The 13,591-nt window shown below is 65.3% G+C and carries 8 protein-coding genes and 2 pseudogenes; 6 read left to right on the top strand and 4 right to left on the bottom strand.

Annotated features, from left to right (window positions below; all coding sequences use genetic code 11):
• Positions 1-4: 4 nt before the first annotated feature.
• From G6N54_RS12430 to G6N54_RS12415, 4 genes and pseudogenes are all read left to right on the top strand, one after another.
• Positions 5-1,174: an acyl-CoA dehydrogenase gene (locus G6N54_RS12430; RefSeq protein WP_163790410.1), complete on the top strand. Its 1,170-nt coding sequence runs from the start codon at positions 5-7 to the stop codon at positions 1,172-1,174.
• Positions 1,175-1,318: 144 nt separating this feature from the next.
• Positions 1,319-2,502 (top strand): annotated as a pseudogene (locus G6N54_RS12425) (PP2C family protein-serine/threonine phosphatase).
• A 65-nt stretch (positions 2,503-2,567) separates the two neighbouring features.
• Positions 2,568-4,085: a sensor histidine kinase gene (locus G6N54_RS12420; RefSeq protein WP_163794699.1), complete on the top strand. Its 1,518-nt coding sequence runs from the start codon at positions 2,568-2,570 to the stop codon at positions 4,083-4,085.
• Positions 4,082-4,522: a response regulator gene (locus tag G6N54_RS12415; RefSeq protein WP_163790409.1), complete on the top strand. Its 441-nt coding sequence runs from the start codon at positions 4,082-4,084 to the stop codon at positions 4,520-4,522. The genes G6N54_RS12420 and G6N54_RS12415 overlap by 4 nt, the downstream gene beginning before the upstream one ends.
• On the opposite strand, the gene G6N54_RS12410 is transcribed toward G6N54_RS12415, so the two are convergent.
• From G6N54_RS12410 to G6N54_RS12400, 3 genes are all read right to left on the bottom strand, one after another.
• Entirely contained in the window at positions 4,461-6,755 is a 2,295-nt protein-coding gene (locus tag G6N54_RS12410) for a SulP family inorganic anion transporter (protein ID WP_163790408.1), read from the bottom strand. The genes G6N54_RS12415 and G6N54_RS12410 overlap by 62 nt on opposite strands.
• A gap of 312 nt (positions 6,756-7,067) precedes the next feature.
• Entirely contained in the window at positions 7,068-8,255 is a 1,188-nt protein-coding gene (locus G6N54_RS12405; RefSeq protein ID WP_163790407.1) for a CoA transferase, read from the bottom strand.
• A 15-nt stretch (positions 8,256-8,270) separates the two neighbouring features.
• The gene (locus tag G6N54_RS12400; protein WP_163790406.1) at positions 8,271-9,197 is read right to left on the bottom strand and encodes a class I SAM-dependent methyltransferase; all 927 of its coding nucleotides are present in this window, start codon (positions 9,195-9,197) and stop codon (positions 8,271-8,273) included.
• Between the two features lie 708 nt (positions 9,198-9,905).
• Between G6N54_RS12400 and G6N54_RS12395 the strand changes: the two genes are divergently transcribed.
• Positions 9,906-10,259, top strand: coding sequence for a YbaB/EbfC family nucleoid-associated protein (locus tag G6N54_RS12395; RefSeq protein WP_232073686.1), 354 nt, complete (start codon positions 9,906-9,908; stop codon positions 10,257-10,259).
• Here G6N54_RS12395 and G6N54_RS12390 read toward each other — a convergent pair.
• Entirely contained in the window at positions 10,256-11,668 is a 1,413-nt protein-coding gene (locus G6N54_RS12390) for an FAD-dependent monooxygenase (RefSeq protein ID WP_163790405.1), read from the bottom strand. The two genes, G6N54_RS12395 and G6N54_RS12390, sit on opposite strands and share 4 nt — an antisense overlap.
• 379 nt (positions 11,669-12,047) lie before the next feature.
• Between G6N54_RS12390 and G6N54_RS12385 the strand changes: the two are divergent.
• A pseudogene (locus G6N54_RS12385) lies at positions 12,048-13,590 on the top strand (PPE domain-containing protein).
• Position 13,591: the final 1 nt, after the last annotated feature.

The raw sequence follows: 13,591 nt of genomic DNA, 5'->3' as shown, positions 1-13,591 counted from the left end.
CAAGATGGCTGGATGGGCCGGACACCCCGACTTCGATCTTTTTCAATTGCCCGAGGAACACCAGGAGTTGCGGGCGGCGATTCGGGCGCTGGCGGAGAAGGAAATCGCTCCGCACGCCGCCGATGTGGACGAGAATTCTCGCTTCCCGAGCGAGGCACTGGACGCGCTGAACGCGTCAGGTTTCAACGCCGTGCACGTGCCCGAAGAATACGGCGGCCAGGGCGCGGACTCGGTCGCGGCCTGCATCGTCATCGAAGAGGTCGCCCGCGTCGACGCGTCGGCCTCGCTGATCCCGGCGGTGAACAAACTCGGCACCATGGGCCTGATCCTGCGCGGCTCCGAGGAGCTGAAGAAACAGGTTCTGCCGTCGATCGCCGATGGCACGGCGATGGCTTCCTACGCCCTGAGCGAGCGCGAAGCCGGCAGCGACGCGGCCGCGATGCGCACCCGCGCCAAGGCCGACGGGGACGACTGGATTCTCAACGGCGCCAAGTGCTGGATTACCAACGGCGGCAAGTCAACCTGGTACACCGTGATGGCGGTGACCGACCCCGACAAGGGTGCCAACGGCATCTCGTCGTTCATCGTGCACGCCGACGACGAGGGATTCACCGTCGGGCCGAAGGAGCGCAAGCTCGGTATCAAGGGTTCACCGACCACCGAGCTCTACTTCGAGAACTGCCGCATCCCGGGCGATCGGATCATCGGCGAGCCGGGCACCGGTTTCAAGACGGCGTTGGCCACCCTGGACCACACCCGTCCGACCATCGGCGCGCAGGCCGTCGGCATCGCGCAGGGCGCGGTGGATGCCGCCATCGCATACACGAAGGACCGCAAGCAGTTCGGCGAGTCGATCAGCAGCTTCCAGGCGGTCCAATTCATGTTGGCCGATATGGCGATGAAGGTGGAGGCCGCTCGGCTGATGGTCTGCAGCGCGGCCGCCCGGGCCGAACGTGGCGAATCGAACCTGGGTTTCATCTCGGCGGCCTCGAAATGCTTTGCCTCCGACGTCGCGATGGAGGTCACCACCGATGCCGTGCAGCTGTTCGGTGGCGCCGGCTACACCATCGACTTCCCCGTCGAGCGGATGATGCGCGACGCCAAAATCACGCAGATCTATGAGGGCACCAACCAGATTCAGCGCGTGGTGATGTCGCGGGCGTTGCTGCGCTGAAGTTTCGCCGGGACCCGTTAGCCTCAAATTCAGCTCGACTAATAAGATCGAGCGCTAGAACCAAGCTCAGCGTGCGCCGTTCGGAGGGTAGCGGTCACGCGTAGCGCCAAATGAGCAGGTTACGACTGTGGCAAGGGGTGCGAAATGCTTAGCCCAGTCACCCCGGCCGCGACATGGCAAGCGCTGTCGTTGCTCCTGGTCGAAGACGACCGTGCCGACGCGTTACTGGTCGAGGACCTGATTTCCAACGCGGTCGACGACATCCGGGTGACCTGGGCACAGTCGATGGCGCACGCCGAGCGCGAGCTGGCCTCGGCCCGGCCCGACTGTGTGCTGCTGGATCTCCACCTGCCCGACGCCAGCGGCATCGAAGCCCTCGACCGCATCGCCAAGCGCGATGCGACGGTGCCGATCGTGGTGCTGACCGGTTTGAACGACGAGTTCTTCGGCGCGTCGGCGGTCGCGGCAGGGGCGCAGGATTATCTGGTCAAGGGCCGCGTCGAGCCCGAAATGTTGCGCCGTGCGCTGCTTTACGCGATCGAACGCAAGCGAGTGGAGATCATCGCCGCGGACCTGCACGCGACTCAGCTGCGAGCCCGCGAGAACGCGCTGCTCGAACGCGGCCTGTTGCCGTCGCCATTGCTGCTGGACAACCCCGGTGTCGAGATCGTCACCCGGTACTGGCCGAGTCGGGCGGACGCGCTGCTATGCGGTGACTTCTACGACGTGGTGCAGACGCCGGACCGGGTCGTGCACGTCTTGATCGGAGACGTCGCCGGCCACGGCCCCGACGAGGCGGCGCTGGGCGCGGCGTTGCGGATCGCTTGGCGCGCGCTCACATTCGCTGGCGTGCGCGCCGCCGAACTGATGCGCCAACTCGAACGGGTGCTGCACGCCGAACGGATGGGCAGCGGGGTCTTTGCGACGGTGCTGTCACTCGAATTCGCACCTGACACCCCGAGTATCGCCTGTATCCGGGCCGGCCATCCGGGTATGTTGCGCCAAGGCGCCGCGACTGTGGAATGGATCGAGCCGCCGGCCGGTCCGGCGCTGGGACTGGGCGCCGACGACTGGCCGCAGTCCGAACTGGAATTGCCGGTGGGCAGGGGCTGCTGTTGCTCACCGACGGACTTTTCGAGGGATATTCCGGAACCGGCAACGAGCGACTGGGGGAGGAAGGCTTGCTGGCGCTGGCGCGTACCCACGACGGCTTGCCCGGTGCGGCATTCGTCGACGCGCTGATCGATGGTGCGGGACAGCTTGCCGAGCCACGCGGGGGCCTCACCGACGACATCGCCGTGGTGCGCGTAGAGCGGACGGCGACGTGATCGCCGACGCCCACCCCCGAGCTCAACTCACCGTCCGGGGCTGGCTGTTCCTGGTGTTGTTCAGCATGGGTGTGCTGGTGCTTGCCGGTGCGGCGGCGGGCACGGTGTTGCTGAATCGCACCGACGAGGTGACGCGCAGCCTGAGCCAGGAGATTCAGCCGGCGCGGCGCGCCGCCATCCAGCTGCAGGCGGCGGTGCGGGACCAGGAAACCGGCGTGCGCGGTTACGCGATTGCCGCCGATCGGCAGTTCCTCACGCCGTACTACGACGGGCAACACGCCGAACATGCGGCGGCCGAGGAGATCCGGCAGCTGGTCGGTCAGCGCGTGGACCTGCTCAATGACCTGGACGCGATCGAACGGGCCACCGCGAATTGGCGGGCCAGCTTTGCCGAGCCGCTGATCGCAAGCGTGACGCCGCACTACCCCGACGTCGTGAACAGCAGGGTCGTGGATCGCGGAAAGGCCGAATTCGACCACCTGCGTGAGCTTTTCGATAACCAGAATGCGGACTTCGTTGCTGCGTCCACGCATGCCACCGACGAATTGAAAGACATCAGGGCCTGGCGGGACCGGGTGCTGGGCGCAGTGGTGCTGGTCTTCTTCGGTCTCGCCATCACGCTGGGGCTGCTGACCCGGGGCGCCATCACCCTTCCGCTCGCGTCGCTGGCCGCGGCCTGCCGGCGCATTACCGAGGGCAACTTCACCGAATCCATCACGCCCCCGCGGCGGCCCAAGGACATCCACGACATGGCGATCGACGTCGAGAACATGCGGCAGCGGATCGTTTCGGCGCTCGAAATATCCCGGGCGTCCGGGGCGCGATTGGATGAGCAGGCAATCGAATTGAAGCGTTCCAACGCCGAGCTCGAGCAGTTCGCCTATGTCCCTTCACACGATCTGCAGGAGCCGCTGCGCAAGGTCGCCTCGTTCTGCCAGCTGCTCGAAAAGCGTTACGGCGACCAGCTCGACGAGCGCGGAATCGAATACATCGGCTATGCCGTCGACGGCGCCAAGCGCATGCAGGTGTTGATCAATGACCTGCTGACCTTCTCCCGAGTCGGCCGGATGGGCGGTAAGCAAACCAAGGTCGAGCTCGACACGACGCTGGATGCGGCCCTGGCCAACCTCGCCATCGCGATCGAGGAATCAAACACCGAGATCGTACGCCCGGCCCGACCGTTGCCACAGGTGGTCGGCGACCCGACGCTGTTGACGATGTTGTGGCAGAACCTGATTGGCAACGCGATCAAGTTCCGTCACGTCGATCGGTCGCCCCGGATCGTCATCGACTGCGAATCGAGCCCCGATGCTCGTGAATGGTTGCTGACCGTATCGGACAACGGCATCGGCATCGCCCCGGAGTTCACCGAGAAGGTGTTCGTCATCTTCCAGCGGCTGCACGGCCGGGGCGTCTACGCGGGAACGGGTGTCGGCCTGGCGCTGGTGAAGAAGATCGTCGAATACCACGACGGCGCAGTCCGGATCGACACTACGTACACCGACGGAACGCGATTCGAGTTCACGCTCCCCGTAGCCGTGGACATACCACACCAATCCGCCCTGGAAGGAGCGCACCAATGACGGCCGCCGGCAGAGCAATCGAGATCCTGCTCGTCGAGGACGACCCGGGAGATGAACTCATTACACGGGAAGCATTGGAGCACAACAAGTTCCAAAATCGACTACACGTGGCGCACGACGGCGAAGAGGGACTGGACTTCCTCTACAGGCGCGGTCAGTTCGAGGGCGCGCCGCGCCCGGACCTTATCCTGCTGGATCTGAACCTGCCGAAGTACGACGGCCGGCAGTTGCTGGAGAAGGTGAAATCCGACGCCGACCTCGCGCGCATCCCGGTCGTTGTGCTCACCACTTCCTCGGCGGAGGAAGACATTGTGCGTAGCTACAAGCTGCACGCCAACGCCTACGTCGCCAAGCCGGTCGACCTCGACCAATTCATCAGTGCGGTAAGGCAGATCGACGAGTTCTTCCTTCAGGTAGTACGCCTTCCGCGCGTATAGGTTCTTCGGGGCACACGATGCCGTGCGGTGTCACCTCGTAGACCCGGGTGGTCGCGATGTCGAAGAAGATACCGACCACCTGTATATCGCCGGACGCGACTGCGGGTGCCAGGATCGGGTGGTGGGTCAGCCTTTCCAGCTGAATGGCGAGATTGACAATGCTCAGCTGGTCGATCTCGGAGTATCCGACGGATTCGGCACTGGCGCGTGCCGGATGGTGATCCCGGTAGGCATTCAGACTCTCGCCGGCATACTCGAGCCACTGGCCCATCGCGGTCGTGGGGTGGTCACTTTCCCCCTCTAGCAGTACCGTCATCGCGGCGCACGACGAATGTCCGCAGATCACAACCGAACGCACACCCAACTGGCTCGCCGCGAATTCGATTGCGGCGTCAACTGATCGGTCATCCGCGCTCGTCGGCACCAGGTTGCCGAAGTTGCGGACGGTATACAAGTCGCCGGGGCCACTGGCGGTGATCACGTTGGGCAGAATCCGTGAATCCGCGCAGGTAAGGAATAGCGCATACGGATCTTGCGCTCCGCCGAGCCCGGCGATGTGCTGGTGCAAGACGGCCGAGCCGTTGCGGTGGTACTCGTCGACGCGGTCGAGAATCGTGGCGTCGCCGTTGTTTTCGTGATTGGCGCGTGGAGAACGCCAGGGCACCAGCCCGATCGGATTGGTCGCGAAATGACGCTTCGGTGGACTCGCGTGTGCGTTCTGCAGCTTCGCGCCCGTCGTCTCGACGATGACGACGACGCCGCCCCGCGCTTCGTGAGTGCGTTGCCAATCCTCGATCGTCTCGGATACGGAGTCGTCGATGTAGTCCGCGTTCAGGTTCAGCGTGACCTCGGAGCCCTGCGGCACCGATGCGAGCGCTTTGGTCAGCCGCGGCAGCAGCAGGAAGCTCAGTGTGCCATCGATGTCGATCCGCCACTGCTTGGACTGATCGCCGCCGATCGGCTGCACCGCGACGGGCGCGCGGGTAACCCTGACCAGCAGGAAACCGATGGCAACGGCCAGCCCGATGATCACACCTTCCAGCAGGTTGAGGAATACCACCGACGCGAGGGTGACGGCGTACACCGCGAAATTGCCTGTACGCCAGGCTAATTTGATGTGAGCCAGCTTGATCAGCTGGGCACCGACCACGATCAGCAGCCCGGCCAGTGCTGCCTTCGGGATGAGCTCTACCAGGTCGGTGAACAGCGAAGCGAACAGCAGCACCCAAACTCCGTGCAGCACCGCCGACATCCGGGTCCGGACCCCCGCGGCCACGTTGGCCGAACTGCGCACGATCACGCCGGTGATCGGCAGTCCGCCAACCAATCCGGACACCACGTTCGCGGTGCCCTGCCCGATGATTTCCCTGTCGAAGTTCGTGCGCGGGCCGCTGTGCAGTTTGTCGACACCGACCGCGCACAGCAGCGACTCGACGCTGGCGATCAGGGCGATCGTCAGGACGCCGACGATGATGTCCTCGGTCTCGTCCAGCCACGGCACGCCTTTCGGGGACGTTCCCGAGATGTGGGCCAAGTTGAGCGCGTCGAAGAAATTGCCCGACAACGAGATTCGATCGGTGTCCAGCCCCGCCACGATCGCTAGGGCGGTCGCCGCGACGATGGCCACCAGCGGGGCGGGTATCAGCCGTACCTTGGCGGGCAGCCTTGACCACGCCAACAGGATCGCGATGACCGTTCCGCCGGTGATCACCTCATGCAGTTCGTGATGCAGGATCCCGTTGGGCAAGGCGATCAGGTTCTGCCAAGCGGAACTGTGTGACGGTCCCCCCATCAGTACGTGAACTTGCTGCAAGATGATCGTGACGCCGATCCCCGCGAGCATCGCGTGCACGACCACCGGCGCGATTGCCAACGCGGCGCGGGCGAGCCGGCTCAGGCCGAACGCGATCTGCAGCGCGCCCGCGCCAATGGTCATCAGGCACAGCATCGGGAAACCGAGGTCGTCGATCAGTCCGGCGACTACCACGGTGAGGCCCGCGGCCGGGCCACTGACCTGGACCGATGAGCCGCCGAATGTGCCGGCGACGATGCCGCCCACGACAGCGGCGATCAGACCGGCCGCCAGCGGGGCCCCGGAGGCGATCGCGATGCCCAGCGAAAGGGGCAGGGCGACAAGGAAGACGACAAGGGATGCCGGAACGTCGTGACGCAGATTGCGCAGAACGGACCCGGATTCGGCCGTTTCCACGACATCGCTTGTAGGGGCATTCATAGGTCGACTCCTCCAGCGGTTAGGAAGTCGGCAAGCGGCGGTCACTCCCGCGGGCTGACGACTTCTTTATGACCGGTAGAACGTCGTGCGTCAATCATGCGCCTATCGGCCTTGGCAACCAAGACAAGTCAGATAAGCGGACGGCAAGACGTTGCGCCGCCTGCGGCTAGTTCGTATGAGGAAGCTTTCCGCGACTGCCCGATTGCCCGGATAAACCCCTACCGATTCATCGACAACTCAAAGAAACCCAGGTGTCCGTCGTTTGACAACAAGTCGTTTCATGGGCGATTCAAAGAAAGTCGGTGCGAGAAATCAGGACTCGGCCAGAAACATGTCGTTGTGCTGGCCCGGAGCGGGTGGCGGAGCGGTGGCGGCCGCGTCGAAGCTGGAGTAGCGGGCCGGGGTGCGGATCACCGTGATTTCATCGGCACCACTGCCGACCGTCAGGGCGAGTTCGTTTTCGGCGAATAGTGGGGTGTCGACCACTTGCTTCCAGGTGTATGCCAGGCAGGCCATCAAGCCGCCTTCTTGGAGCAGCTCAACCCATTCGGCGGCGGTCTTTGCGGCCAGCGCCGACTCGAGTTCCTCGGTCAACTCCGGATAATTCAACGCGCGCGACCGCTGGTCGATGAACCGCTCGTCGTCCAGCATGTCGGGCCGGCCGATGATCTCGCACAGCTTCGCCCAGTGCTTGGGCACATAAGCGCTGATCACCAGGTACCCGTCGGCGGCCTTGAAGGCATCCGATGGCTGGGTGGCGAAGCCAACGCCCTTGCGCTTCCTGGTAGTTGGTGCCGCGTCCGGCTTCGGCCTGGGCTGCTCGGTGGGCTTGTTGAGGTGAATCGTCAGCTGGCTGGCCTGCAGCCCCACCGCGACGTCGTACATCGCGACTCGGACCACGTCCGCCACGCCGTGGCGCTCGCGATTCAGCAGCGCGGCCAGCACCGCCTGGGCGAGCACGTGGCCACTGGCGGCGTCGACGAGCTGGAACGGAATGATCTGTGGTTTGCCGCTCGGCGTGGGCATTCCGGTGGTCATGCCCGACTCGGCCGCGACCATCAGGTCGACGCCCGGCCGGCTGCCCTCCGGACCATTGCCACCGTAAGCGGACAGGCGAGCGTAGATTAGTTTCGGATTGGGGGACCGTAACTCATCGGGTCCCAAGCCCATTCGCTCCATCACCCCGGGGCGGAAACCCTCGAGCACGACGTCGGCCGTGTCGACCAGCCGCAAGATCTGTTGCTTGGCTTCGTCATTGGTCAAGTCCACCGCCACCGACTTCTTGCCGCGGTTGTGCGGCCAAAACAGCGTGGGCAGGGGCGGCCGGCCCGGCAGCACCGCGACGATCTGCCGGGCCGCCTCGCCGTGGGGTGCCTCGACCTTGATCACTTCGGCACCGAGGTCGGCCATGATCTGCCCGGCCAGCGGCCCGGCGATGTTCTGCGTGAAATCGAGAACCCGATATCCGTCAAGTGGCTTGGGCGGCTGGCTGTTTGGCATATCGAGGCCTTCCTCTTAACCTGCCCTGTGCAAAACTGCGGTGCAGTAATAGTTCTTGGCGAACGGGGCATCTTCGCCGTCGGGCTGCTGCGGTAATCCGTTGTCGGCCAACAATTCGTTCAGTGGAGTGCTGATGGGATGCCAGCCGCGGTCGCGCAGATACGTGGCCGCATCGTTGCGCTCGCCCGGAAAGCCCAGATCGTCGAGTACGACATCGAGCCCTTTCTCCCGCCACCGCTGGCTGGCGCCGTCCAGCGCGTGCTGGTTGCAGCCGGTGTTCAGAAATACCTCGGCCACCAGTCGGCTGCCGTCGGCGGACAGTGCGGTGATGCTATCCAGCAGACGGTCCTGCGCGTCGGGTGGCAGGAAGCCGAGCAGGCCCTCGGCGGCCCACGCGGCCGGCCGGCCGGTATCGAACCCGGCCTGCTTCAGCGCCGACGGCCAATCGTGGCGCAGGTCGACCGCGACGGCCCGGATCTCGGCGGTGGGCTTGGCGCCGAGCGCTTCGATCGTCGTGGTCTTGAACGCGATGACCTCCGGCTGGTCGATCTCGAATACCGTCGTTCCCGGGGCCCAGTCGAGTCGGTATCCGCGCGCGTCCAGGCCGGAGGCCAGGATGACGACCTGGCGGATGCCCGCGGCTTCGCCGTCCGCCTGGGCGTCGGCAAAGAACGCATCGATGTAGCGCGTGCGGGCGGCCAGCAGGTCGGTCATGCGCTGCATGCCCCACGGCGCGCCGGGCTCGTCGACGTCGGCGCCGTCGATCTCGGCGTTGGCCCACCGGGTGAAGAAGTCCACGCCGACCGCGCGCACCAGCGGCTCGGCGAACCGGTCGTCGATCAGCTCGTCCTTGGTGGCCCGGGCCCGCCCGGCGGCCACCATGGTGGCGGTGGCCCCCACGCTGGTCGCCAGGTCCCAGGTGTCGTTGTCGCTGCGTGCCACGGATCCGCCCTTCCGCCGATTACTGGTTAGACGGATTAACGATGCGGTCCCTGATCGGTGTGCCGTTCCGGGCTCCGGGGCCGCTGCCGCTGCCGGCTTGACACCCGGGCACCGGCGATCCGGATGACAGCTGACGACGCGGGGCCTGGGCACTGTGAGCGGAAGTTGAGCAGCTGAGAATTCCCTGCTTGCTGAAGCGTACCGGAACCAGCGAAACCCCGATGCGGTCAGCGGTATTCGGGCGCGAACGCTCCACAGCCGCGGTATCCTCGCGCGAGATAGTGACTGAGGCGCCGATCTCGCACCATCCAAACGCGAAAAGCTCAGTGCGAGGGCGTGACTCGCATCTGATAGGTAACGCGTCGTAGCGCCGCCCCCGAGCCGTCGCCACCATGGGTGACATACGAGCGGTCAAACGATCTCGGCTGCGGCTTCGGGAGGCAAGCCCCGGGACGGCACCGTCGGGCAAACCCACAGCCGACGGTAGGCGCAGCTCGTCGCGATCATCATGGCGTGCGCGCTGCTGTGCCAGGCGCGATTTCACACTCATGGGAGACGCGCCGATGGGTGCGAGGGCGGGTGCCGGACGCAGCCACAGTGCGGCAGCTTTCCTGCATACCTCTGACCAGGTTGACGAGATTGTCGGGCCGAGGCCGCGCTGCGAGGACAAGGCTCCGACGGTGCTCCCGACACCTGGATGGCCCCGATTTGACCGGCGGACTTGCCAATTCGCTGATTGCGCGCATCGAGAAGCAGCGTGACCTGATTCAGACGATGGATGAGCACTGCCGGTCGATGACGGTCCGTGTCACGAGCCGGTGCACGTCGGTGACTGTGGAGGTCGACGGGCTGGGAGCGATGACAGGGCTGTGGCTACGAGATAGCGCCTACCACAACGGGTCCGAACCACTGGCGCGACTGATCGTCGAAACCGTGCGCGCGGCCGCGGCGGCCGTAGCCGACAGGCAGGCCTACCTCGTCAGAGAATTCGCCCAACGCTTGGCCGCGCTGCGGCAGGCGCCGTTGGTCCGCCGCGACGGCACTACCTTTGCGCCGGACTAGGACGCTGCCCCGTTGACGGCTACCGCCCGTCGCAAGACCGCGGGGTCGTCAAGCGCGGAGGGATGTCGCATCATGAGCCGGACGTCGGTATAGAGATCGGCGATCTTGCTGTCGATGAAAGTGGCCTGAGTTATCTGATCCTGCGCCCATCGCTGGCCGCGCGTGCTTTCGGGCAACGGGACGCCATTCAGGAAATCCAGACGGGCACGGTCGCCGGCGGTGGACACATCCCGCGCCGCATCGACCACCACATGCTGTAGTGCGAAGAAGTCTTTGGCAACCGAGTCGAATTCGCCCGCGCCCGACAAATACGACGATAGGCAGGATGCGTGCAGCGCGGCCGATGACATGCCCTGCCCGTAGACAGGGTTAAACGATGCCACCGCGTCGCCGACGCTGACCAACCTCGCGGGAAAGTTACTCAGGTCGGTGAAATTCCGTCGTCTACTTTCCATCTGGTGAAAAGTGGTGACGTCGCGGCTAGCTTGACCGGCTGCCACCGTCGCGAAAGAAGATTCAAGATGTGTGCAGGTAGCCCGGAAGTCGTCGGGCGTCTGGCCCGGGCGATCGGGTCCGCAACCGATCAAACAGACCATCCACTGGTCGTTTTCTACCTTGGCAGCGCTCGCTATCGCGACACCGTCCACGGTGTGGCCCGGGCTGAAGATTGACATCATTGCGTTGACGTGCAGATCCGCCGACGCCTCCGAGCTGTCAAAGATTGCCGTCGCGTAGTTGATCGGCAGGGCCACCCGATCCAGCCGCGGCTGGTCGAACCCGGCGTTGCTCACCCATTTTGAGATCCGGCTGGCTCGACCCATCGCGTCGACGACGAAGTCGACTGCCAACAGGGCGGTACCGGCGGAGTCCACGAATTCGACGGCAGTTACCGCGCCGTCCCGATATCGCAGCCCGGTCGCCCGGGCGTACTTGACGGATGTATTGGCCCGGGACAGCACCGTCGTGCGGACCACTGATTCGAGCAACGGCCGCGTGGCGCTGAGCATTTCGTACTCGCGGGTGCTTGGTGCCATCGAGTTGCCGTCGAGCGTCTGGGCTTCGGAGGTGATTCTGATGGCCCCATTAGCCAGCGCCTCCTCGGTGAAACCCGGAAGCCACCGATCCAGCCACTGAGCCCCGGCGGCCAACAGCACGTGTAGTTGGTCTCCCTGCGGCACGCCCGGTCGCGACGCTCGATCATGAAGTTCGTCGTGCTCGATGATCACGACATGGCGCGCAAAGTCGGACAGCACCCGGGCAGCGAATAGTCCCGCGATGCTGCCACCGAGCACGCAGGCGGTGTCGAACACCAATCGCTGATCGAAGGGCGGCTCGGCGCTGAGCAAACTGTCGAATATTCCAGCGTCGTCGCGTGGGTTAAACGCCGAGTCCGTAACACTAACAACCATTTTGGCCCCCCTAAGCCCTGCTTTGACCGACCGTATCCGTCCAGTGGTATCGGGGCAATAGCATTAGTTTTCATTGTGGGAGCCATCGCAAACACTGATGGCACAACGTGAGTAGGTGTCAAGCAGCTGAGAGCGCATGGCTGATAGCGACTTCCGGGAGCATCAGCGATGTGTGTGCTTGTTCCCCGGCTTTAGCGGCGCCGCGACAGGCAAACGGCGCCGCACGGCTCGTCGCACTGCCGGGAACCGGGCCCGCAGCGCTTGCAGGGAGTCGATCGTTTCTATGAGTTGATAATGACAACCATTTGCATTAAGTTGATGCCCGCAAGAGCGCCTACAGCAGGGGGTATCTGCGCGTGACGTCTGGGGTTGACGTGGCATGACGGCTCCGATCTGGATGGCGGTGCCACCGGAGGTGCACTCTGCGCTGTTGAGCAACGGCCCCGGTCCCGCGTCGTTGCTCGCCGCGGCAGGGGAGTGGGAGGCGCTGAGTGTCGAATACGCTTCGGCGGCCGACGAACTCGGCGCATTGCTGGCGCAGACGCAGGCGGTCGCCTGGCAGGGCCCCAGCGCCGAGTCTTATGTGGCCGCACATGCGCCGTATCTGGCGTGGCTGACGCACGCCAGCGCGGCGGCCGCCGCTGTCCATGAGGAGGCGGCCGCGGCCTACGTCGCGGCGTTGGCGGCGATGCCGACCGTGGGCGAACTGGCCACCAACCACCTCCTCCACGGCGCGCTGGTGGCGACGAATTTCTTTGGCATCAATACGATTCCGATCGCGGTGAACGAGGCCGACTACGCAAGGATGTGGGTGCAGGCAGCCACCACGATGACGACGTACCAAGCCGTCACCGGCGCCGCGGTGGCGGCCGCACCGCAGGCGGGCCCGGCACCTCAGATTCTGAAGTCCGACGCCGCGACCGACGACGATCCGGGAGACGAGGATCACGACCCCACGGTCGACAATCCGCTCAACGAGTTCATCGCGCAGATACTGCGGCTCTTCGGGATCGATTGGAAACCCGGCGAGGGGACCGTCAACGGGCTTCCGTACGACTCCTATACGAACCCGGGCCAACTGTTGTTCTGGGTGGTCCGAGCGCTGGAGCTGCTCGAGGATTTCGAGCAGTACGGTCAATTGCTGCAGCAGAATCCGGCCTTGGCGGCCGAGTACTTGGTCCAACTCGAGACCCTGGACTGGCCGACGCACATCGCCGAGATCGCGAGCTGGCTGGGGTCTCAGCCGGAACTGTTGGCGGTGCCCGTGCTGATCGCGGTGGCCCCGCTTGGGGCCGTCGGGGGGGTTGGCGGGGCTGGCCGGGCTGGCCGCGGGACCGCATCCCGTCGTGGCGGCGCCGCCAGCCCCGCCGGTCCCCGCTTCGCCCGGCCTGGTGCCGGCGCTCGGGACAGCACCGATCGCCGCGCCCGCGACGGCTCCGGCTTCGGCGCCCGCCCCCGTGCCGACCACCACCGTGGCCGGTCCCGCTCCGCCGCCCGCGCCACTCGCCGGGGGCGGACCCGGATTCGTGCCGCCCTACGCCATCGCGCCGCCCGACATCGGGTTCGGCTCCGGGATGAGCGCCAGCGCCGGCGCGAGCGCGAAAAAGAAGGCGCCGCAACCCGATAGCGCCGCAGCAGCGGCAGCCATGGGTGCGCGGGAGGCGGCGCGGACGCGACGACGGCAGCGGGTGCACCACCGCGACTACGGCGACGAGTTCATGGACATGAACGTCGACGTCGAACCGGACTGGGGAGGCGCATCGCAGATGGCCTCGGATTCGGGCGCGGGCATGCTCGGATTTGCGGGCACGGTACGCAAGGGGGTCACCGGGTCAGGCTTGACCTCGTTGGTCGGTGACGAATTCGGCAGTGGCCCAACAATTCCGATGCTGCCCAGCACGTGGGACTTGGACCGGGAATAGC

This window comes from Mycobacterium stomatepiae (assembly GCF_010731715.1).
GTDB lineage: Bacteria > Actinomycetota > Actinomycetes > Mycobacteriales > Mycobacteriaceae > Mycobacterium > Mycobacterium stomatepiae.
Note: the sequence above shows the minus strand (reverse complement) of the source record. Positions and strands in the feature narration are given on the sequence as shown.

Excerpts from the sequence above, each read along its gene's own strand:
- G6N54_RS12430 (WP_163790410.1), top strand. The coding sequence starts at position 5 with ATGGCTGGATGGGCCGGACACCCCGACTTCGATCTTTTTCAATTGCCC.
- G6N54_RS12420 (WP_163794699.1), top strand. The coding sequence starts at position 2,568 with ATGGGTGTGCTGGTGCTTGCCGGTGCGGCGGCGGGCACGGTGTTGCTG.
- G6N54_RS12415 (WP_163790409.1), top strand. The coding sequence starts at position 4,082 with ATGACGGCCGCCGGCAGAGCAATCGAGATCCTGCTCGTCGAGGACGAC.
- G6N54_RS12410 (WP_163790408.1), bottom strand. The coding sequence starts at position 6,755 with ATGAATGCCCCTACAAGCGATGTCGTGGAAACGGCCGAATCCGGGTCC.
- G6N54_RS12405 (WP_163790407.1), bottom strand. The coding sequence starts at position 8,255 with ATGCCAAACAGCCAGCCGCCCAAGCCACTTGACGGATATCGGGTTCTC.
- G6N54_RS12390 (WP_163790405.1), bottom strand. The coding sequence starts at position 11,668 with ATGGTTGTTAGTGTTACGGACTCGGCGTTTAACCCACGCGACGACGCT.